Annotated in this window: 16 protein-coding genes and 1 pseudogene; 1 reads left to right on the top strand and 16 read right to left on the bottom strand. The window is 42.0% G+C overall.

All coding sequences use genetic code 11. The annotated features are described in order from the left end of the window. Positions 1 to 155: 155 nt before the first annotated feature. The 14 genes from Q1Q15_RS07495 to Q1Q15_RS07430 form a co-directional block, all read right to left on the bottom strand. A complete protein-coding gene (locus Q1Q15_RS07495; RefSeq protein WP_300458117.1) occupies positions 156 to 1,175 on the bottom strand; it encodes a TRAP transporter substrate-binding protein in 1,020 nt (339 codons plus the stop codon). A 235-nt stretch (positions 1,176 to 1,410) separates the two neighbouring features. Beyond that, positions 1,411 to 3,255 (bottom strand): aldehyde ferredoxin oxidoreductase C-terminal domain-containing protein, encoded by a 1,845-nt coding sequence (locus Q1Q15_RS07490; protein WP_300458116.1) that lies wholly within the window; start codon positions 3,253 to 3,255, stop codon positions 1,411 to 1,413. A 301-nt stretch (positions 3,256 to 3,556) separates the two neighbouring features. Further along, positions 3,557 to 4,312 carry an SDR family oxidoreductase gene (locus tag Q1Q15_RS07485; protein ID WP_300458115.1) on the bottom strand — a complete coding sequence of 252 codons (756 nt, stop codon included), beginning with the start codon at positions 4,310 to 4,312 and terminating at the stop codon, positions 3,557 to 3,559. A gap of 93 nt (positions 4,313 to 4,405) precedes the next feature. Then, positions 4,406 to 4,681, bottom strand: coding sequence for a hypothetical protein (locus Q1Q15_RS07480; RefSeq protein WP_300458114.1), 276 nt, complete (start codon positions 4,679 to 4,681; stop codon positions 4,406 to 4,408). After that, positions 4,681 to 6,360, bottom strand: a complete 1,680-nt coding sequence (locus tag Q1Q15_RS07475) for an NAD(P)/FAD-dependent oxidoreductase (protein WP_300458112.1) — start codon at positions 6,358 to 6,360, stop codon at positions 4,681 to 4,683. The genes Q1Q15_RS07480 and Q1Q15_RS07475 overlap by 1 nt, the downstream gene beginning before the upstream one ends. A 51-nt stretch (positions 6,361 to 6,411) precedes the next feature. After that, the gene (locus Q1Q15_RS07470; protein ID WP_300458111.1) at positions 6,412 to 8,055 is read right to left on the bottom strand and encodes an NAD(P)/FAD-dependent oxidoreductase; all 1,644 of its coding nucleotides are present in this window, start codon (positions 8,053 to 8,055) and stop codon (positions 6,412 to 6,414) included. A gap of 156 nt (positions 8,056 to 8,211) precedes the next feature. Continuing rightward, positions 8,212 to 8,538 carry an antibiotic biosynthesis monooxygenase gene (locus Q1Q15_RS07465; protein WP_300458110.1) on the bottom strand — a complete coding sequence of 109 codons (327 nt, stop codon included), beginning with the start codon at positions 8,536 to 8,538 and terminating at the stop codon, positions 8,212 to 8,214. A gap of 316 nt (positions 8,539 to 8,854) precedes the next feature. Beyond that, positions 8,855 to 10,672 carry an aldehyde ferredoxin oxidoreductase C-terminal domain-containing protein gene (locus Q1Q15_RS07460; RefSeq protein ID WP_300458109.1) on the bottom strand — a complete coding sequence of 606 codons (1,818 nt, stop codon included), beginning with the start codon at positions 10,670 to 10,672 and terminating at the stop codon, positions 8,855 to 8,857. Positions 10,673 to 10,674: 2 nt separating this feature from the next. Next, complete coding sequence (locus tag Q1Q15_RS07455; RefSeq protein ID WP_300458107.1) at positions 10,675 to 11,376, bottom strand: acetate--CoA ligase family protein; 702 nt, start codon at positions 11,374 to 11,376, stop codon at positions 10,675 to 10,677. Position 11,377: 1 nt separating this feature from the next. After that, positions 11,378 to 12,805 carry a CoA-binding protein gene (locus Q1Q15_RS07450; protein ID WP_300458105.1) on the bottom strand — a complete coding sequence of 476 codons (1,428 nt, stop codon included), beginning with the start codon at positions 12,803 to 12,805 and terminating at the stop codon, positions 11,378 to 11,380. Between the two features lie 24 nt (positions 12,806 to 12,829). Further along, entirely contained in the window at positions 12,830 to 14,317 is a 1,488-nt protein-coding gene (locus tag Q1Q15_RS07445; protein ID WP_300458104.1) for a UbiD family decarboxylase, read from the bottom strand. Positions 14,318 to 14,388: 71 nt separating this feature from the next. Then, positions 14,389 to 16,950, bottom strand: coding sequence for a molybdopterin-dependent oxidoreductase (locus tag Q1Q15_RS07440; RefSeq protein ID WP_300458195.1), 2,562 nt, complete (start codon positions 16,948 to 16,950; stop codon positions 14,389 to 14,391). 50 nt (positions 16,951 to 17,000) lie between these two features. Beyond that, positions 17,001 to 17,885, bottom strand: a complete 885-nt coding sequence (gene nrfD / locus Q1Q15_RS07435) for an NrfD/PsrC family molybdoenzyme membrane anchor subunit (protein ID WP_300458102.1) — start codon at positions 17,883 to 17,885, stop codon at positions 17,001 to 17,003. Between the two features lie 15 nt (positions 17,886 to 17,900). Continuing rightward, on the bottom strand, positions 17,901 to 18,494 hold the full coding sequence (locus tag Q1Q15_RS07430) for a 4Fe-4S dicluster domain-containing protein (RefSeq protein ID WP_300458100.1): 594 nt from the start codon (positions 18,492 to 18,494) through the stop codon (positions 17,901 to 17,903). A gap of 369 nt (positions 18,495 to 18,863) precedes the next feature. Between Q1Q15_RS07430 and Q1Q15_RS07425 the strand changes: the two are divergent. Next, a pseudogene (locus Q1Q15_RS07425) lies at positions 18,864 to 19,070 on the top strand (IS1380 family transposase); the annotation flags it as partial. A 611-nt stretch (positions 19,071 to 19,681) separates the two neighbouring features. Here Q1Q15_RS07425 and Q1Q15_RS07420 read toward each other — a convergent pair. Continuing rightward, complete coding sequence (locus Q1Q15_RS07420; protein WP_300458099.1) at positions 19,682 to 20,404, bottom strand: GntR family transcriptional regulator; 723 nt, start codon at positions 20,402 to 20,404, stop codon at positions 19,682 to 19,684. A gap of 681 nt (positions 20,405 to 21,085) precedes the next feature. Next, positions 21,086 to 21,589, bottom strand: a complete 504-nt coding sequence (locus Q1Q15_RS07415; RefSeq protein ID WP_300458097.1) for a DUF523 domain-containing protein — start codon at positions 21,587 to 21,589, stop codon at positions 21,086 to 21,088. Positions 21,590 to 21,634: the final 45 nt, after the last annotated feature.

Below are 21,634 nucleotides of genomic sequence, written 5' to 3'. Positions count from 1 at the left end.
TAAATAAATCGGCCACTAAAAATATACATTATTTGCACTTGCTATTCATACCTATGATTGCCCAACTCTGTCATGGACGATTTTGACACAGCGCCTTAAATTAGCTACCTGCCGTATTCTATAAACATTTTGCTTTTTTTAAATAAACCCCTTTTCTATTTAAACTGGGTTGAAAAAGCTTTTATATCTTTTATAATTGCTTCACCAGGCAATTCCTTTTCTTTTGCTTCTTCTATCCAGTCAGTGATCATAGGTTCTAATATCCTATCCCAGTTTTCCTTTTCTTCTTTTGGTAATTGTATGATTTCTAGATTATGGTTTTCTTTAGACCATTGTATTGCCTCTTCGACGTGTTTATCCATGTAGTTGCCTGTCCACTCTGATTGTTCAGCACTCAAGTTGTCAAATACTTTTTGCACATCCTTAGGTAGCTTATTCCATGCATTTTTATTCATAACGACGGCAAACGGATACATAAGGGTATCGGTCCTTGTTACATATTTTAAATATTCTGCAAATTTAAAATCTTTCATAACCTCAAGCGCTGTAAACAAACCTTGGACGGTACCTTTCTGTAATGCTTCCGGTGTTTGGGACATTGGCATTCCAACGGCAGCTCCCCCCCAGAGGCCAAGGGCAATTGCTGCATTACCAGAAGCTCTCAATTCGTAACCTTTCAAATCCTGCAGTGTTCGGATTGGTTTTTTGGACATAATGTTTGAAGGAGCCGTATTGAACATTGTCAGCACCTTAACTTTTGAAAATGCTTTGGGTTTATACTTTTTATATATTTCCCATAAAACAAGACTTCCTATCCGGGCATTGGATAATCCAAGGGGTAACCCCGTCGCGTTCGTTACTATGAAACGACCAGGCTGGTATGCCATACACAGGCAACCTATATCAGCAACGCCTGAAATTACACCGTTAATCATATTTTTAGCATTCAGGAGCGTACCACCAGGAAAAGTGTTTATTTTTACACGGCCATTTGTACGCTTTTCAACCTCAGTTTTCCATCTTTCCATTTGCACACAAGGAAAGGTAGAGGCAGGTGGAAAATTAGCGTAGTTCAAATTAACTGTCTGAGCTATTGATGGTTTATAATCTAACAGTACAAACACCAAAGAAGTCATTATTAAAGAAACGGTCACTATAAAAGGTTTTCTTTTCATTTTGGTACATCTCCTTGTCATTAAGGTTAATCCGCTTAAAGTTATAGAGCATTGCTACCTTACCGGTGGTCTTATTCACCTCCTTTCAATTTCAAATTCTTTATCGTGGAATATATTTCTATATATTATTTCTTCCCAATTAATACCACATACGATTTTAAGCCAAATCAGATGATCCTCTTTATGCTTACCTTTGTTCACGCTTCCTTTAAAGGAACGGTTTCGTATCTTGCTGTTAATAAATATCGGTGATTGTAAATTCGAGTTCTAAACGTTCAAGTGTTTCTAGTAAGGGATTTCCAGATTTCAGATCCCATCCCATGAGCTTATAATATTCCTGAATCATGGTTTCCCAATGTTCTCTAATATTTATTCCTTTCATGGGGCCGTTCACTGGCACAGAACTGTAACGAACTGATGGGCATTCATGCTCTGGTTTGTGACCATGTCGGATATTGAAAACCCGGAAAAGGTTTGCAACCCTCTCGCTCATCTCAATAGCATCATTTAAACTATATCCCCATCCTGTTACCAAGTTGAGCGCCTCAATCAAAGTCACTATGTCAGTTCCAGCATATGTCATTGTTGCAATGTTGCACACAACAAGAGAATCTACAAATTCTCTTATTTTACCTTTTTTAACCGATAAAGCGACATTTTGGGGCAAAAATGGTTCCTCCATCGATACAGAATTACTTTCACTAGTTCCTACCCCGCTTGTTGCATAATCGAGCATATCTCCCCACCGGGCCCTTGCATCATGAGTCCGGGGGCTATGGCCTCTATTCAAATAAACACCCAAAGAAGGGGCTTCTCCACCAATTTTCTTGGCCGCATGCATGACGCCTTCAGCCATTATGTCTCCAAAGCCATCTCGATTTGCGATCTTTTTCAACATTTCCTTAACAGCTTCCACATTACCCCAGTTCATTGGTATCCCGTCAGTATCCTTTTTTTTCAAGATCCCTTTCTCATAACATTCGATCGTCAGTGCCATAGTCCACCCGGCTTCGTTAGAATCAAGACCAAGGCGGTCAGCAAGATCACTTAATATTGCCGAGGATTCAAAATCTTCGTTTCCGATTAATGAACTCCAAGCAGCTGAACACTCGTATTCAGGATCTTTCATCCCTACTTTATCAATATCCCCTTTTTTTATTTTTATATGCTGCACATGATGAAGCGGGCAGGCCCAACACCTAATTCGCTTCATTTCATACTTGTCTTTATAATATTCTCTAGAAAATCTTTCAGGATGGGGAAAAATATTCGTAGTCAAATTCTTAACCGGTAGCAAACCGTTTTTTGCAAGCATAGGCCACAGCACAGATGTGCCGTATTTATGTATTTGTCCATAAATAGGATGTTCTTTTGCCTGCTTGCTAATTTGTTTAGCCAATGCTGCGAGACCGGTTGGATCCTTTATCAATACTTTCGCTTTTCCCCGTTCCACTGCAATCGCTTTTAATTTTTTGGAACCGGCTATGGCGCCCAATCCATTATGTGCCAAAACATGCCCGCGGTCCCCAGATATCATGGCGTATTTTACAAGATTTTCTCCAGCCGGCCCAATGCTGTATACACTAATGTTACTATCTTTTTTACCAAATTCATCTTTGATCACCTGTTCTGTTTCATCAGTGTTCTTACCAAGCAAATGGTCAGCATTTTTTATTTCAACCTTCCCATCATGAATGTATAGATATTTCCAATTTGATGCTGCACCTTGTATGACCACCACATCCAGTCCAGACAATTTGAGGTAAGCCCCAAAAAAACCGTTGGCTTGACTGGATGCCCCCCCGTTTGTCAAACAACCTTTGCTCACTGCGCATATTGTCCCGGAGCCGGGGATGCTTGTTCCATTTAAAGGCCCTGTTGCAAAAACAAGTCTGTTTCCAGGATCGGACCACGATATTTTCGGTGGCACTTCATCATAAAGTATTTTTATCCCAAGTCCGGCTCCGCCTATATACTTTCGATATATTTCTTCTCCTATATATTCAATCCTTGAACTTTCATCCGTTAGGTCGACCCTTAAAAGTTTTCCTGTATATCCTCTTAATTTTTTTATTCCCATGAATATTCACTCCTGATGTAGTCAATTAAAAATAATCATGTCTCATAGGCTGTTTTCCCATTTTCCATAATTTCTCATATACCTTTGGGGTCAACCTAACGTTAAAAAAATTTTAAATTATGTCCTCCGTTTTTTAAGCCGCTTTTAACAACACATCCATAAAATATAGTGTGAATTTTCCTTAGGGCCTGCCTCCTTGAAATGTGTGGAGTTAATGCAACACCTATCGGTTGTAAAAGTTCCTTCCATTTTCATCTCCTATACCGTGCTTAGGATTTTGATCAGCAAAACCCATTCGATTTTAATGAAAATAAAATCCACCATTTGGATGTATGGTTTGTCCGCTTATAAAATCACTATCATCTGATGCCAAAAAAATAATGGTTCCCACCAATTCATTTGGAGCCCCCGGTCGCTTGATACACTGTTGGTTCATTACCCATTGTTGGGCATCAGTATTATAGCTTTCTCGCTCAATCTCCGTAATAACACCTGCATATGAAACACAATTCACATTGATATCCCAATCCCCAACTTCTTTTGCTAGGCCTCTTGTAAAGCCGACAACACCGGCTTTGGAAGTCACATAGTGGAGATACTGTGCCCTACCCAAATCCCAAGCGGAGGAGGAGGTGTTGATTATTTTCCCTTTTTTTTGTTCCTTCATATACGGAATTACTGCTTTGCAACAAAACCATAAGCCCTTTAGATTGACCGCCATTACTCGATCCCACTCATCGACAGGAATCTGGTCATACGATTTGAACCCCAAACTCGCAAAAATGGCAGCATTATTGATTAACACATCAATTCTGCCATATTTTTGAACGGTCTTTTCTGCCATGTTGATCGTGCTATTCTCATTGGAAACATCCGTCTGTATAAAACAAGCCTCGTTACCGTTTGAAGTGATTTCATTGGCTGCAGCCTGACCACTTTCTTCATTATATTCAGCAACAACTATTTTGGCGCCTTTTCCTGCAAGCTTTTTTGCATAATATTTTCCGATGCCTTGCCCGGCACCTGTTATTATACATACTTTATCTTTAAGTCTCATCAGTCTCTCCATATTCTTAAATACAATAACAAATAACGACGAAAGTCGAATATTTATCCATTCCGTTAGTGGTAAAGCTTTAACCAAGGCAACTCAAAAGTCCTCAGGCTTTACACGTCCCTTATTTTTCTTAAACGGCAGGAGCAACGATTTAAAGAATTGAACTATAAAAAATTTTATCCCTTTAAGGGAGAATACCAGCAATCTTGCCATAGATAAAAGGTCCGGCAAGTCAGCAGCAATTCTTACCTGCCACTTCACCGGCTCTGTTGTTTTCATGGCAATTATGACATAATCACCCTTAACAGTTATACCGGTGACGTGACCTTCTAGTTCGGTCCGCCCCAACCCTGTTGATCTCATTAACATTACAATAATCCTTCATCTTTTGCTTTTATTACATTTTCCAATTCAGACCACCACTTTTCCACCCCACAATCTTCAGCCACTACATTGGCAACCTGATACCCTGGTCCAAAAGTGATTAAACCACCAGAATGTGTACTCGCGCCACCAAGATAAAGATTTTTTATTGGTGTCCGATGATCTGAACAATCTTCATTAGGTCTTAAAAATCCCATTTGAAGTGGCTCATAAGCGCCAACTTTTATGGACCCTTTTACCATATTCGGAAATTTATTTGCGATGTCTAGAGGGGTATGCGTGGCTGTCCAGAGAACATTTGAACTATTAATATTCGTCGTATACTTTGCAAGCGTTTCGATACACCTTGCGGCTAGTTCCTGCTTATATTCGAAATTGTAATATTTGTCTGTTCCTTCCTTTAAATCATATGGCGCTATTTGTGAAATCACTGCCGTATGTTTCCCCCCAAAGGATTGCAAGGAATCGTGGACAGTCGGAAAACAACAATTAAATCCTTTAGTCCAAACGTTACCACCACTTACACCTTCCCACATTTCCAACAACTCTTCATATGTTTCTATTCCAACAGGAGCATACACAAATGCATTATTGATTTCCGGATCTTTAAAAACAGGTGCATCATTCATTAGTAGATGGACTGTTAACAAACTCCAATGATCCCATCTAAAATTGTCTATTTTTTCAATAAAATCCTCATTTAGATGTTCTTTCCCTGTATACTTATTAAAAGTTTGTATAGGGTCTATTGTGCTTATGACCGCTTTATTTGCCTCAATAATGGTTCCATCGATCAATTCAACGCCCTTAGCAGTTCCGTCCTCTATAATAAAACGTTTGATCACTTGACTGGTTCTTATAACGCCACCATTTTCAACCACAGCCTTTTGAATATTTTGTGCCAGCATGTGAGAACCGCCCACACATAATTTATATTTGTTGGCCATACCCATATACAACATAGCAAGATACCCAATACCATCTACATCCGGCTCCAAGCCCCAATGGGCTGCGACATATAGCATCAATGCTTTTATATGCGTATTTTCAAATAGATCACAAACCAATGTTTTTGGACTTTTCCAGGAAAACTCGTTCAACTCTCTTCCCAACTCGTGTGCATCTAATTTTGCGGCTTGAAGCGGTGCGGCCATTGGCAGTACATATGTAGCAGGTGCAAGAAATTTATCTATATATTTTTCAAAAGTATAAAAAATTTCACGATAAGTTTCAGCATCCTTTTTTGAAAATTGGGCAAAAGATTCACACGTTCTATCCACATCCGTGTAAATTCTCACTGACTTTCCATTTGAAAGAGGAAGCGCAAACTGTAACTCGGGGTGTACATATTTTAACCCATATTTTTCTGATAAATTAAAATCCTTGTAGACCGGTGCATAATCTACCATAAGATGGTATATCGAATGTGTGTTATGGGCATGTGGCGCAACGGTAACTTCTTCTGTGGCCAAACCACCGCCCGCTTCGCATCGTTTTTCAAGAACAATAACTCTTAGTCCGGTTTTTGCCAAATAAGCAGCAGCCGATAGACCATTTGGCCCGGCACCGATAATCACCACATCGTAATTGTATTTTTTATTGTTTTTTACGGATTCATCCACGAATTCCGGGTACGTTGTCATATGAGGTCGAATAGGAATCATTTTGTTCTCCTTTAATTTTCTTTATTTATATTTTTTCACAGCTATATCAGCCTACCAAGGACGTCCTTTTTCTTCCCATGGTTTTCTCAAATTAAAGTCTTCCGCAATCGCTTTGTAACATTTATACCCTTGACCACAATATGCCGAAGCAAATGACGACCATGCAGAACCTGTTCCATACAAATTTTTTATTCCTGGTATTCTATGCTGTGCCCATTCGATAATTGGCGCAAATTTTCCACTTGTCCCAGGATTCGGATCAACCACCAGCTGATTACCTGTCGCCATGTTAAGATGTCTATTCCCAATATCATAAGGACAATTTGTATCCACCCCGATAACGCTGTCCCAGGTAATATTGGGTGCAGCGATGTTAATTTCATTTATCATATGTTTTGCCATCTTCATCTTGTAATCAAGCCATTCTTTTTCAGTTCTTGCTGTTTTTGGTAACGTCAGTGTTTCTACTAAAAGAGTAGCTTTCCCCTCCGGTTGCCTGGTCGGATCAATATCTGAATTGGTTGGGCATACACGCACCTGAGGACAAGGGGGCTCAATGCCGGCATACCTTAAGCAGGCCTCCTTAGCCATCTCTTTATCATCGCCATTGGCAATGTGTACAAATTGTGCCGTATCTATGTCCGGGTTTCGTGCAGCTGCCGTATAATGCGGAATTTCATGAAGTGCAAAAGTATACCAATTAATCATGTTTTCCGAACGATCAAGCGCATTAACCTTCATCCATACTTTTCGGTCCAGATGATCTTTTCCAAGAAACCTGTTGGCCAATTGGTAAGGATCTTGGCCACTCACCACTATTTTTGCATCAATTTCAGTACCATCAGTCAAGCGGATACCCGTTGCTGTTTTATTCTCAACTGTAATTTTATCAACTTCTTTCCGAGAGTAGAATTTGCCTCCAGCTTCTACAAAGAGTCTAATAACAGCATGGGCTATGTTATGCGTCCCGCCTACAACCCGATTATTTTCTCTTCTACCTTGAGCAATAAACCACCCTAGCCCAGTCATTGGTTTCATAGGGCTAATGTCCATCCTCGCAATCACACTGGTCATCAAAGCTCTGTATTCTTGATTTTCAAACAACGCCCTACCGCTGTCTATCATACACATCATCGCCAATTGAGGATCTAAAATGGCATCTTTGCGCTTCATGTATTCCTTCATCCACTTTTGAGATGGGTCTAATTCATCGGGTGTGGGTGCGATTGAAAATATAGTTTCAAGTAATGCTTCTCTTCTTCCTTCCCTAAAATGCATATCGTCAAATTTCAAAAAAGTTTCTGCGTCTCTTTCGGAGTATCTAGCAATTTCTTTAGCGCTTTTTTCTCCATTGGGATCATCAAAATGTGAGTAAATTAGTAATGAATCCTCCTCTTTCCCCTTTGTAACCTGAGACAACCCGGCTTTGTATCCAAAGAATTTCCCACCATATTCTTCAAACTTAGGAAAATCATACAAAAGTGGCAAAAAATACCAATCGGACATGGTGCTGGAATGTGTATCACCGATAAAACCAGGAGCAAGCCTTTCCAATGAACACCACGCGCCACCAAGTTCATGCATCCTCTCAAATAAGCATACATTCATCCCGCCATAGGCCTGCAGGTAAAGGGCTGTGACCAATGCTTTTGACCCTCCTCCAATCACGACCACGTCAAATTTTTCATCTGCCATTTTTTTTCTCCTTTAAAATTTTTTGTCTGGCGAATCGTTTGATTTTCATGTTGTTAATATCTCATGTCTATTTTTCACCAATTTATATACAAATATTTTATTTTGTGTATTAGATACTGTTAGTCTTTTTCATGGAACAGTTTAATTTAAAAATTCTCAAAATATTCGAATAATTAATGGATCAGAGCTTGCAACCACTTCGTATGATTTTTCAATTGGAGGCTCTATATACATGCTTGAATATTTATCTGAAGTTTTCTTAAAATCACCGCTATTTAAATACGCCTCAAAATCTTTTTTTTTATCCCAGGCTGTAATTGAAATCGCTTCATTGTCATTATCTCTATCCAGGAGTAAATGAGTGAACCTGTTGCCCTTATGAGAAGTAACCAAAGGTATGACCTCCTTTACATATGTGTCTTGGAATTTGATAATATTATTCTCTTTTAGTTTTAGAAAAACCATTTTTACATACATTGCCATTTCTCCTCTCAAGTAAACCGGCTAAAGCTTTCTCACCATGCCGAAAGTTTAAAATTTTACCCCAATATCTGAGCGATTATTATACCTAAGGGCTGATAGACAAACCCTATTTCTAACTTCATTTTGAGTTCCATTTAAATCCTCATGCCTTTTGCTTTAGCTGATGTTTCGAAGAACGAGGCAAAAAATTAATATGTCCATTTGTCAGACAAATTAATATGATTTATATCTTCATGTCAACAAAAAAATGGATATAATTGCACCTTTATTACCCGAAATAAGAAGATTCGGTTTTCGCTAAAATGGATCCCCATTTTCACCAAATATCTGCAATTAAATATTCAAGTCCAAATTTTTTAAGCGTTTCAGGCAGAGGCCGTCCTGAAACACGATCCCATCCCATCAGCCTGTAATACTTTTCCAAAATTTCATCCCAGTCGTGTTCTATACCTTTCCCTTTGGCAGGGCCGTCAACTGCAGTGGAACTGTATCGTACCGAAGGTCTTTCCTGATCCGGACGATGCCCGCATCTCAGGTTAAACACCCTGAAATGATTGATGACCCGAAGGGACATGTCCACGGCCTCATCCTCAGTGTAGTCCCAACCGGTTACTAAATTTAATGCCTTGATAAGGTTGCCGATTTCCGTTCCCATATAACTCATGGTGGCGATATTGCATACAACCAGGGAATCTACAAATTCGCGTATCTTACCGCTGACAACGCTTTGGGCGACATTTCCGGGGTTAAATGGATCATCACTTGCAACACTATTGCTTTCACTGGTCCCCATACTTCCGGTGGCATAGTCCAGTATATCACCCCACCTGGCTCTGGCATCATGGGTACGGGGGCTGTGTCCTCTTTCCAGATAAACACCGATATTCAATGCCTCCCCGCCGATTGTCTCGGCCGCCTGCTTGACACCCTGGGCCAGAAGATCCCCGAAACCGTCACGGCAGGCAATCTTAAGAAGCATATTTTCAACGGATTCAACATTGCCCCAGGTCATCTCAATTCCGTCCGTGTCTTTTTTTGTCAGGATGCCTTTTTCATAGCACTCAATGGCAAAGGAAATAACCCACCCAGCCTCGTTGGCATCCATGCCAAGCCTGTCAGTAAGGTCGCTTAAGAAAACCGCGGACTCAAAATCATCGTTTCCGATGAGGGAACTCCAGGCAGCACTGCATTCATATTCAGGATCTTTCATGTCCTGCTGCCCTTCTAAACCCCGGTTCATTTTCATATGCTGAACATGATGAAGGGAACAGGCCCAGCAACCGATACGTTTCATCTCATAGTTAGGGCCATAGTATTCTCTTGAAAATTTCTCACTGCCATGAAAAATATTTGTAGTTAAGTTCTTTACCGGCAGAATTCCGTTCTTTGCCAACATCGGCCACAGCATAGAAGTACCGTATTTATGGATTCGTCCGTACACCGGATGAGCTCTGGCCTGTTCGCCCATTGCTTTGGATAATGCGGACAACCCTTTTGGATCATTGACAAAGGGTTTTTCATGACCCCTGTCCACAACAATTGATTTCAACCGTTTTGAACCCATGACAGTTCCAAAACCGTTATGGGCGATAACATGTCCCCGGTCTCCGGAAATCATGGCATACCTGACCAGGTTTTCTCCGGCAGGGCCGATACTGTAAACGCTGGCATCTTTTTCTTTTTTGCCCAATTCTTCTTTGAGCTGCACTTCCACATCAATCGTATCTTTTCCGATCAGATGCCTGGCATCTTTGATTTCGATCTTATTTTCACGAATATGAAGATATTTCCATTGTTCTGCAATACCCCGGATGATCAGGGCATCAATTCCTAAAGAACGAAGATAAGCGCCAAAATATCCATTGGCCTGACTCGATGCACCGCCATTGGTGAGGCACCCTTTGGTTATGGCGCAGATGGTACCAGAGCCCGGAACACTGGTACCATTTAGGGGGCCGGTTGCGAAGATCAGTAGGTTGTTTTCATCGGACCAGACTGTATGGGGAGGAACCGCTTCATATAAAAGTTTGATACCGATTCCTGCACCACCGAGGTATTGCCTCCGGGTATCCTCGGGTAGATCTTCTCGTGAAACCCGTCCCGTTGTAAGATTTATTTCTATTGTTCGGTACATTATCAGCCCTTTAAAATGATTCTTGAATCAGCCACAAGGGCCCGGTGAGAATCCACAAAAACCGGATTAAAGTCCAGCTCCGTTATCTGTTTTTGTTCCATTCCCATTTGGGAAACTTTCAACAGCATATCTTTTAACAGATCAATATTGGCAACCACTTTTCCCCGGGCGCCTTTCAAAATTTTATAACCCTTGATCTCTTCGATCATGTCCATTGCATCCGCAGGTGTAATCGGCACTTTTCTGATGGCCACATCTTTGAGAATTTCTACAAAAATACCCCCCAGTCCAAACACAATTATCATACCGAAAGTGACATCCTGGGCCAGCCCGATAATGACCTCATGCCCTTCTTTAACCATCTCTTGAATTAAAAACCCTTCAATCCTGGGGGTTTTATGGGCATGGGCAGCCTTTTCCAGAATGTCATGACACGCGTGTTCAACTTCCGGAGAATTATTCAGGTCCAGCTTTACACACCCCGCATCTGATTTGTGCAGTATATCAGGAGAAATCAGTTTAAGGGCGATCGGAAAACCGATCTGCTCAGCTGCCTGCACGGCCTGTTCAACATTATTCCCCGTTGTCATCCACTTGGGCTGCGGGATTTTGTAATAGTCAAGCACGGCATCTGATTCCGAGGGATATAATATCTCTCTATCTGATTTTATAACTTTATTCATAAGCGCATTTATCATTTCCATATCAGGCACCTTCAACCTCCCTTTTTATTCGGGAACGTAATGAATCATATCTTTTTACTGCTCCAAGAGCCCTGGCACCCCTCTCCTGGGTGTCAAAAAGTGCAAAGTCGGCTTCCCTGAGTTCTTTTTTGCATGTTTCAACGTTTCCCCCGGCCGATGGCCAGATTACAATCAAGGGTTTTTCACAAAACCGCTTGATATTATAAAGTTCATCCCTGAACCCCTCGGGGTTGAACTCCCCTGGACCGATGACGACCAGTATGTCAATATTCTGGTCTTCGGACATGATTCTGGACATGCTGGAATAAGGCCCTTCCTCCTTTAGCTTGCCAACTAGGGAAAAATCTCCCATATCCATTGGATTTGCCGCGGTGGCACCTGGAATCGCCTCTTTTAAGCGCTGCTTGCTGGCCTCAGCAATCGGGGGGACCGACAGACCTGATTCCACCATGGCATCGGCTGCTGCCACTCCCGGTCCTCCGGGCCCACTAACGATTCCCACTCGATATCCTTGTATCTGCTTATCGCCAAACCATAAATTCTCAAAGGCAACGAGATAATCGAGTCCATCATCAAGGCTTTCTGCGCGAATAATACCGGTCTGCTTGAATACACCGTCATATACCTCAATGGATCCGGCAAAAGATCCGGTATGAGAGGCTGCAGCCTTTGCCCCAACCGCTGTGCGGCCTGTCTTGTAGGCGATAATGGGCATATTGACAGAGGCAGGTCTGACAACGTCCAATATCCTTTCTCCGTCCCTGAATCCTTCCAGAAAAAGAAATAGTGTTCTTGTCTGCGGGTCATCGCCAAAATATTGAATAAAATCCATGACCGAGGCATCACATTCATTGCCTATGGTAACTATCTTACTGAACTTTATGCCCCTGACATCGGCCAGATTGACAAATGATCCGCCACCGCCACCGGACTGGGAAATAACAGATACGTGTCCTGCCTGTTCCGGGAAGGTGCTTCTCCTTGACCAAGGCAGTTTTGAATCCACACACATCACACCCTGGCAGTTTGGTCCCACCACTTTAATGTTAGATTCCCGTGCAACAGCGACAAGCCTGTCCTGGTATCCCTTACCTTCAGGACCACTTTCAGCAAAACCGAAAGAATGAACCACAACCGCCTTTACGTTCTTGGAAGCGCAATCTTCGATTACCTTTACGACAACCTTGGCAGGAACCGCGAAAACCACCAGATCGATATCTCTAAGTACGGTTCGGATTGAAGAATATGCCTTCAGTCCCAGGATTTCATCGGCTTTGGGATTAATGGGATAAATCTCTCCTTTGAAACCATAATCCAGGTAATTTTTTACAAGAGCATTTCCCGATTTTTTGGGGTCTGCCGAAGCCCCGACAATTGCCACACTTTTTGGATAAAAAAAGTTGTTTAACAAATTATTTTCATGTTTCATGTTTCATGTCCTTGAATGATTTATTCAAGTTAAAGGTTTAATAATATTTGCCAACGTATTACGTCTTGCTGAATCGCTTAAAAAGGATAATCCCTTTTCAACATCTGTTTTTTCAACAAAATCCCCCAGGTTAATTTTTTGATATACGGGTCTCCTGGCCCGCCATTTGTTTGTAAACGGAACCGTTGTATCGACCGACCATCTGGTTTCGAAGAGTTCTCCCAGCCCCGCCTTTTTGATGATATTGATATCGCGATCCGGTTTTGTACGAAGATTTATGGCCCATAGGACATCTTCAGGATCATAAATATTCACGTCTTCATCAACGGCTACGACCATTTTCAAATTTCGGATCGCACCAAATGCTGCATTAATCAATCCCTGGGAGATGCCGGTTTCCATAATATGATTGGTTTTGCATTGAATAACCGCACCCAGAATACCTTTCATGGGATCAGGAATATGGCAGTTTATAAAACTGTCTGGCGCATGGTTCTTACAGGCATTGTAGATACTGGCTTCGGAAACAATGGCACCCAGGTTTGAACTTTCTATGGAATCACCCATTTGAGACAAATAGTATGGGGAATTCTTATAGGTTATCCCTGTGACCTGGAACTTGAAGGCTTTTTCTGCAACACCTTCATAACCCATGAATTCCGGGAAATAATAGGGTGGATTTTTCGAAGTGTGGGCTTCTTTGTCATATTCGAAAACACGTTCTCCGTAAAGAATCTTTCCTTCGAGTACGATTTCGGCATCTGCGATACAATAGGCATCCACAGTCCTGGCCTTGCAGATTCTTACTGCTTCACCCTGCAGTCCGCCGGCAACCCTTAGATCATCAAGTCCCCGGGTCCTTATCTGGGGCAAGGTTCCGCCCGCAGCCATGACGTTGAGGCCGGGTCCTAATCCGATATTTATGGTGATGGGATATTCTTCCCCCCGTTTTTTATGATAATGAAGCACATCCAGAAAATGCCGGTTGTACAAAGAGGCAAGCGTGAGCCAGTCTGGCCCTCTGCTGGGATTGAGGCGATGATAGGAAAGGTTGAAGGCAAACGCCTCTTTGGCCATCTCCTCAGGATATTTCACCATTATGATACCGCTTGTAATAACCGGACCCAGATCAATTGAAGTATGGGTGAGAACCGGCAGGGTCCCGAGTACATCAATATCCTTATCAATGACATTTCCCTGACAGGGAGGATTTTTTTCAACGACAGGGTTGATGGGATCCAGCATGCAGCGGATCAACCGCTCTGAAAGTTTTTCCTTTGTCGTGTTGAAATATCCGGCTATCATATCCCGGTTACCCATGAGGTTGGCCAGAACCTTTGAACCGGGATACCCTTTAATATTGTCAAATGTTATCTGTGGGCCGCCGTCAAACGCCTTGATAATTGAAGCCATTTCAAGATGCGGATCTACAGCCTTGCTGATGTTGATAAATTTTCCAGTCTCTTTTGCAAAATTTACACAGTCTCTAACTTTGCTGATATGATGCTCCATATCGTTCTCCTTTCTGGATGGTGCTTAAAAAATATCACTTCCGTCCATAATCATCAGGTTAAGGAATTGTTTCAGCCAGCTTTATAAATTTTGACCCTGACACACGCGTCAACCCCGGTACTGACCGGGTCCATATCGCCGGGCAAAAGCCGGTTGAACTGAACGCCTTTCCCATACGCGATGGGTTTGCCTTTGGCAATCGTCCCGAAATGGCTGGATATGCCCACCACTTCCGGATGGATGCATTCGGTAACCTTGACAATCCCCTGGGCGCGATCCACTTTGGATTCAACCCATATCGTGTCCCCATCTTCAATGCCATTGTTGGCTGCGGCTTCGGGGGAAATCATTATCTTTTGTGTATAGGGGTTGAGTTCAGCAACTTCATTTAGCCAGGCATTATTGGCAGTATGAGACTGGGCATGGGTGGGAACCCTGAAATTTATGGCAATGAGGTCATGGGTTCCCCTGCGATCATAGGAATCACAAGGTTTCCATGTGGGAAGCGGTACATAATCTTCAAGATCCCAGTCTTTAAGGTCTATTTCTTTGACCAGTTTTTCCATATCCCGGCCGGCTCTTACATAAAGTTCGTGATAGATGGGAAATCGTACCTTCAGCCATGGTAGCGGGAATTGTTCATCTATATTTCTTGTCCATTTTAAATAACCGTTCTTTTTAAACCATTCCAATCCTTTTTCTTCACCGAACTGACTTTTAAAACGCCTGTCGCAAAGCTCTTCAGGGGTGTACTTTTTTTTCACATCCAGCTTATAGCGGTCTGAAAAATGGTGTGAAATAGAGTTAGATGTGTTGAATTTATCATATACATATTCCAAAATTCCCATTCGGTCGGCAACCTCCATCATGACATCTCTCCAGTCACGTGCTTCTCCCATGGGTTTATCGATAACCGGTTGTTTGATCCCCCAGTACCATTGAGCGCTTTGTCCGTTGTGCCCCCAATTGAGGAGATTGGGAAAGGCCTCAAGCTTTTCCATTCCCACTGCTTCCGGCAATAACAGATCCGCGAAATCAGAAAGTTTATCAAAGTGAGTGGCAAAGACAGCGATATACTTATAAGCTTTAAAAGCCTCCGCTGTCACTTTGTAATCAAACCCTCCTGCAAATGGATTTCGCCGACAATTTATCAACACTTCGGGTTGATAGTCGAGCTTATATTTTTCCGGATTTGCACTGGTTAATACTGCGTGAGCCGCCCTAGTACTCGAAAGGGGAAAAAGTTCTCTGAGCATGACCGTCTCGGGACGTTTGGCCACATAGTGATAGTAATTCGGGGCCCTGGGGAGTCCTGGAGTGGGACTGACCAATCCTTCATAGCTATCAAAGTTCCATCCCCAATTCGGCATGATATCAAATCCAGGAGGTGCGTCCCTGTTCGGACGAGGACCGACCGGATTGATTCCCCTGTGGCTTCCGGGTACATAGAGTGCCCCGGCCAATTGGTTCAAAAGTTGAGTCGCAAGCGCAACTGCAACGCCATGTTTATGAGCCCCTGCACCGCGGTAGATATTGACAGCCACCGGCCGGTAAGGAAAGGCTACTCCTTCAATTGTAATCGTTGTGCCAATACTCGCAGCCTCGCTGAATTCTTTTGTAATTCTGCGAATTGTCGCGGGCGAGACTGTGGTTATTTTTGTAACACTTTCCGGTGTATACTGTTTCAAATGGGCTTTTAAAATATCAAATGCGGTAGTCGTCGAAACCCCATCTACATCATAGGTTCCCTCAAGAGCATAATCCTTGAAATCAGCATCATAAGGCTTTGCCATAACGTCCACCGGATCCCACATCAGGGGTTTTTCGTTCATTCTCAGGTAGGTCCCGTCTTTTTGAACAAGGTAAGGCGCATTGGTGTATTTTTTCATAAAATCAATATCATAAACCTTTAACTCATTGACCATGACATTGGCCATGGAAAGCATAAGGGCCGCGTCTGTACCCGGTAGAACCGGCACCCATTCATCGGCTTTTGAACCGGCCTGATTACAGACAGGGTCAATCACAACGACTTTCATTCCTTTTTTTCTAGCCTCGGCTACAGCCTGAACACTTATATTCGGACCAAGACCTGCGCCAAAGCCGGATTGATTTCCGACCAAAAGGAGATACTTGCAGTATTTGGCATCAAAATCACAATGAAATGTACCATTTGTGATATACATGGAAGAATGTAGATATTGCCCGCAAAAATAGACGATCCAGATGTTGGGTGTTCCAAAGGCCTGGGTCCATGATGGAAGCCAGTGACACAAAGCATAAGTATCAAAAGTTGAAAAGACCAGTTTCCTCGGATCTTTTTTTCTAACTTCAACCAGTTTTTTTGTCAGCGTTTCCAGGGCTTCCTCCCATGATATAACTTCCCAGCCAGGATCAATTCCAAGCCCTTTCTTTGGATTGGTGCGCTTCATCGGCTGTAAAACCCGATTTGGATCATAGAGACGCATAATTGCTGATTGACCTTTGCCGCATATTTTACCATTACTGTTGGGACATTCTGGGTCGCCCTTTATCTCCCTGACAATACCGTCAACGCGGCGTACCATAATCCCGCACTCTCCAAGGCATTGATCGCAAGAAGTGTGAATCCAAACGTCCTCTTTCTTATTCATATCTTTCATCGTATTATTAAATCCTTAACCTTATTGAATGTTATTTCCAATTAAACAGCAGACCTTTGCACAGCAAGTTTAATAATGCTGTATCTGAGCAAAAAAGCCCCAAAGAGGAGCGACAATCCGGATAGCGGAAATAAAATCAAATATCCCCCCACCTGTTGGAAGTAAAGCATACTGATTATTGGGATAAAAATGGATGTAGCCAGTATAAGCGCGATATGACCGACCGGCAGAGAATTTTTTGGTGCTGAATCAAGAGATCCCACTTTCCCTGTAATTGTTTTTATTGAACTAAAACTAAGCATCATCAGCAAACCAAACACCATTATACCAACCCATATTTTGGCGAAAAATGAAAAAAGCAGTGCCTGCTGTTCCAATGCAAAAGGAAACACCATCAAAACACCCAATCCACCCAAAAGGGAATACACCAGGAAAAGGGCGGGAAGAACCCTATTGCTCCAGAGGGGTACAGACTTCATGCTGGCCAGTAAAAACCCATGATAAACGGCTACATATACGGCAGCGCATCCCGCAATTACACCCATGAACATCTGCCACGCATGGTTAGAACCAAATGTTATTGTTCCATCAATTGCCGACCCATTGCCCTGCATTGATAAAACTGCCATGTAAAGGAAGCTTGCAGCAAAGAAAATAAAAATGCCAATGGCACCTCTTGATATCCATGACCTTCCAGGTTTTAAAACAATTCGCCAGACATTTGCCGGTTTGGAAAGCTCAATGAATAGAAATATGGTCGCCAGAAAAACTAATGCCACACCTGCCAGCATATGTTTCAAAGACCCCAGCATCAGGGCTATCAGGAACAAGCCAGCACCGGTTCCATTGAAAAACAGATCAAGAATCAATAACCAGCCCCACTCTTGCTGGGATCTTGTACCTATGATGAACTCCTTGGTTTTCATATATTTCTCCTTAAACTAATATCCGAGGTAATAAATTGATGGGGATGTTCCCAGCTCTTCATGCAGCCGGAACGCGAGACGTCTATGGCCCAGCGCTTTTGACACATCGCTCATGGGGTCATCAAGATCTCCAAAAATCAGAGTTCCAGTAGGGCAAGTCTCAACACAACGCGGCTCGAGTTGCCGATCGAGTCTATCGGAACAAAAATCACATTTCTGTACCACCCCTACCACATGCTCTTTGTAGACCACCTTTTCATAGGGCGTTTCACCTTCTTTGAAATAAGGGATTCTTTCCTCCCAAATTGAGCGGGCATCATAGGGGCATGCAAGCATGCAAGCTTTACATCCCACACATTTTTCCGCATCAATCACGACGATTCCGTCTTCACGCTGATATGTTGCCCCTGTAGGACAGGCCTCCATACAAGCGGGATTTTCACATTGCATGCAACGCATAGACCAGAATTGGCGTATTGCTGTTGGGTATTTTCCTGTTTCCCTTTCAAGAATTTTATTCCAGAAAATACCCTTAGGTGTTCCATTTCCAGCCTTGCAGGCAAGAACGCACGAATTACATCCGATACATGACTTTAAGTCTATTACCATTCCCCAATGCATTTTAAATTCTCTCCGCTTTTAAATTTCGAAACAAAATGACCCTCATTCTTTTTATTTTTACCCCCCGTTCAACCGGAGAGGAAAAATGCTTATGTCCATGTGTCAGATTGTATATCTGTCTGACAGATTAAATTGAATTCTATCCGGTTGTCAACAGAAAAATGGATATAATTGCACATTTAATGTTGTTTGCTTAGAAGTCATCTGGAAAAAAAATATTTACATTAAATATTAGTTAGTTACGACATCAAACCATAAAGATGAGTTTACCACTTCCCCGAAGACGGGCAAGATTGGAGGTTATCAATAATGCAGACCGGAGCAGCCTATCCCCAGAACAGCTAAGGGGTACAACTAAAAAAAAGGCAACGAAGCTACCCCTCCCTACTTCTATGCTTTGTCGCCAAAATCCGAGAATGCCTCCATAATTGGTTCCCTACAGGAAGTGCATATTCTAATAATGGCAGTGTTGAGTTTATAAAAGAATGTTTTTCCAAACTGCCAAAGCGGGGCTGGAAAGTTTTTGTTCGAGCTTGTAACGCTTTTTTAGATGGAGAACTGTTAGGTTTTATACGTATAAACTTTTTGTAAGATCTCAAAAATTAAGGGGTAAGACGGATATACCTATGTGACGGCTTTATTTATTTCAGATGCCATCACTTCATATAAGGGAGGAATTTTATTTTTTTTGACATATTCGATCGTTCAGATATTCCCACCCAAAAGGATGTTTATAATTTTTTACAGCTCTTTTTTAAGCTCGTAAAGCTGTCTCGGCATTTTTTCCCTGTTTGTGTTTTCCAATAATTTGGTGTGCTTTTCTGTAAACCCGATCAGTTTATGAACGGTTCTTTTTGCATGCACCCAACAAAGCCCGTGTAAAAAAATATTGACTTGGCCTGCATCAACATTAATGATGAAGTCATCATAATTCTATGCGCAGACGCTTTAAAAAATTTATCCAACTTTTACTGCCAGAGCTTTCAAATTATGCAAAATATTGATTGCCAATATGAGTGCAGTATCCATTCTTTCCATTGTGAGGTGCCCCGGTATCATCAACATTTATATAATCGGTTATGGAAGTGCTGTTGATAAGATCGGCTATTCTACATTAATTTTCATCACCCCAGGTGTATCAGTTTTGCTGAAGAGATAAGAATGTCATAGACGCGTTATTCGGTGGTCGATTTATTCCGATGTCCAATTCTGAGTAAATGATCTTTAATCAAACGGATCGCTTCTTCTGTATTTCGTTCAATCACCGCTTTCAGAATCTTTTCATGTTCTGCAAGGGTCTTCTTGGAAGCTTCAAAATTGAGTCCGAACCGACTTATATATTCAGCTCCAAGTGCTAAAATAGATTCAACCACAACAATAAAAACAGGATTTTTCGAGGCTCTGGCCAACAATATATGGAACTCAACATTATCGGGGAAGACCGTAATCCCTTGTTCCACCTTTCGTTTTGCTGTAGAAATGTTTTCCGAAAGGGCATTGATATCCGCTTGATCAGCATTTTTGATCGCATACCGTAGGACACTTTTTTCAGTCTCAATTCTTGCAACAGTAATGTCATTCAAAGTGACATTCTGCATCTGTAGAGCATTTAACAAAGCATTACTGACAGCATGCAAGACCGTTTTTTCAATAATCGGACCACCAGCACTGCCTCTGCGGATAGTTATAAAACCTGACATTTCCAGCAACCGGAGTGCCTCTCGTACCGTCTGGCGGCTAACTTGAAATTGCTTGGCCAGGGCTATTTCTGAAGGAAGCCTGTCTTCGGGCTTTAATGTCCCATTGAAAATGGCGGTCTTGATCTTTTCAGATACCTCTTTATAGGCTTGTTTTGTTTCGACGGGCTCAAATATATGATCTGAAATTTTTTTCTCCATAAATACAAATCCTTCTCAAAATACATGTAAAAACTATTACTGATAATTTTTAACGATTTATTAAAATATCTTTGCAGGAAGCCACGGATCCAATTGAGTAGCCCAAGGCCATGCACCGGGCGCAAATTCCCCGCATATAAATAACGCAAAGCGAACACCAATCGTCTGTTCGTAACCATATCGAATCATAACCGATTCATTCCTCATAATATCTCATCCACTTTTATCCGTTAGACCCCGGATTTGAATATGGTTTTCTAAACAAAAATTTTACTCCTCTTTTCGGATAAAACAAATTTTTCGTCAAGGATTAAAAGAAAAGCTCCCGCAGGTATGATAAATTTAAAGTAGTGCAGAGGGATACAGAATGTTCCCACGATTTTTTCTTTGACCATAAGTGAATTCCGATCCATCCAAAGCGGCCTTTCAAATCAAACCTCCCAAAAAGGATAGAACGGCTGCAAGAAAGTTTAACCACTGTCAATTAAGGAAAATCTCTATCTACTGAAAAATAAGGCCCTCTTTCTTATTTTTAACTCGTCCTGCCTTTTGCTTTATCCTGTTTCTTAAAAAGAAATATGTCCATATGTCTGTCTTTTTAAATCAAACTGGTCTTTTTGTCAATAAAAAATGTATATTATTCCAGGGCAATCACAGGGGCTTTGAGCACTTTTTTTAAGATCAGCATCTCAGGCTAAGGTAATCATCTTCCCAAAAAGCCTTTACCCGATCCAGTTCATTTTCTGAAAAAACCTGGATGCCGTTTTGTTTCAACAGGGCAGCGGTAACGCCAAATCCGGGTATGAGACGGGCGGCAAACCGACCATCATAAATCTGGCGGACACCGCAGGAAGGACTTTTTTCTTTTAATATGGCAATGTTAATCTTATTTTTCCGGGCAATAGTGAATGCATATTCAGCCCCTCGGATAAAGGGACCCGTTACATCCCGGCCCGCAATATCCAGAACCCGGGACCGGCCTTCCAAGACATCCAGGCCGTTCCCGTTAACAATTTGCGCCGGGGGTCTTGGGATGCTCAATCCACCTGAAACTTCAGGGCAGATTGTGACCAGCATTCCTTTTTGATGCCATTTGTTCAACAAGGGGTGAGTTAACGGCACCTGCTTCCCATCATACCTGACCCGATCCCCTGCCAGACAGGCACTGATTAATATTTTTTTCATGCCGGGATTATATAGAATTGTCCTGAATTTGTAAAATAATCATTG

It is taken from the genome of Desulfobacula sp. (assembly GCF_030145145.1).
Lineage (GTDB): Bacteria > Desulfobacterota > Desulfobacteria > Desulfobacterales > Desulfobacteraceae > Desulfobacula.
This window is presented reverse-complemented; position numbering and strand designations above follow the sequence as displayed.

Bases quoted from the DNA above. Each gene is read 5' to 3' on its own strand.
- Q1Q15_RS07495 (WP_300458117.1), bottom strand. From the start codon at position 1,175: ATGAAAAGAAAACCTTTTATAGTGACCGTTTCTTTAATAATGACTTCT.
- Q1Q15_RS07490 (WP_300458116.1), bottom strand. From the start codon at position 3,255: ATGGGAATAAAAAAATTAAGAGGATATACAGGAAAACTTTTAAGGGTC.
- Q1Q15_RS07485 (WP_300458115.1), bottom strand. From the start codon at position 4,312: ATGAGACTTAAAGATAAAGTATGTATAATAACAGGTGCCGGGCAAGGC.
- Q1Q15_RS07480 (WP_300458114.1), bottom strand. From the start codon at position 4,681: ATGTTAATGAGATCAACAGGGTTGGGGCGGACCGAACTAGAAGGTCAC.
- Q1Q15_RS07475 (WP_300458112.1), bottom strand. From the start codon at position 6,360: ATGATTCCTATTCGACCTCATATGACAACGTACCCGGAATTCGTGGAT.
- Q1Q15_RS07470 (WP_300458111.1), bottom strand. From the start codon at position 8,055: ATGGCAGATGAAAAATTTGACGTGGTCGTGATTGGAGGAGGGTCAAAA.
- Q1Q15_RS07465 (WP_300458110.1), bottom strand. From the start codon at position 8,538: ATGGCAATGTATGTAAAAATGGTTTTTCTAAAACTAAAAGAGAATAAT.
- Q1Q15_RS07460 (WP_300458109.1), bottom strand. From the start codon at position 10,672: ATGTACCGAACAATAGAAATAAATCTTACAACGGGACGGGTTTCACGA.
- Q1Q15_RS07455 (WP_300458107.1), bottom strand. From the start codon at position 11,376: ATGGAAATGATAAATGCGCTTATGAATAAAGTTATAAAATCAGATAGA.
- Q1Q15_RS07450 (WP_300458105.1), bottom strand. From the start codon at position 12,805: ATGAAACATGAAAATAATTTGTTAAACAACTTTTTTTATCCAAAAAGT.
- Q1Q15_RS07445 (WP_300458104.1), bottom strand. From the start codon at position 14,317: ATGGAGCATCATATCAGCAAAGTTAGAGACTGTGTAAATTTTGCAAAA.
- Q1Q15_RS07440 (WP_300458195.1), bottom strand. From the start codon at position 16,950: ATGAATAAGAAAGAGGACGTTTGGATTCACACTTCTTGCGATCAATGC.
- nrfD (WP_300458102.1), bottom strand. From the start codon at position 17,885: ATGAAAACCAAGGAGTTCATCATAGGTACAAGATCCCAGCAAGAGTGG.
- Q1Q15_RS07430 (WP_300458100.1), bottom strand. From the start codon at position 18,494: ATGGTAATAGACTTAAAGTCATGTATCGGATGTAATTCGTGCGTTCTT.
- Q1Q15_RS07420 (WP_300458099.1), bottom strand. From the start codon at position 20,404: ATGGAGAAAAAAATTTCAGATCATATATTTGAGCCCGTCGAAACAAAA.
- Q1Q15_RS07415 (WP_300458097.1), bottom strand. From the start codon at position 21,589: ATGAAAAAAATATTAATCAGTGCCTGTCTGGCAGGGGATCGGGTCAGG.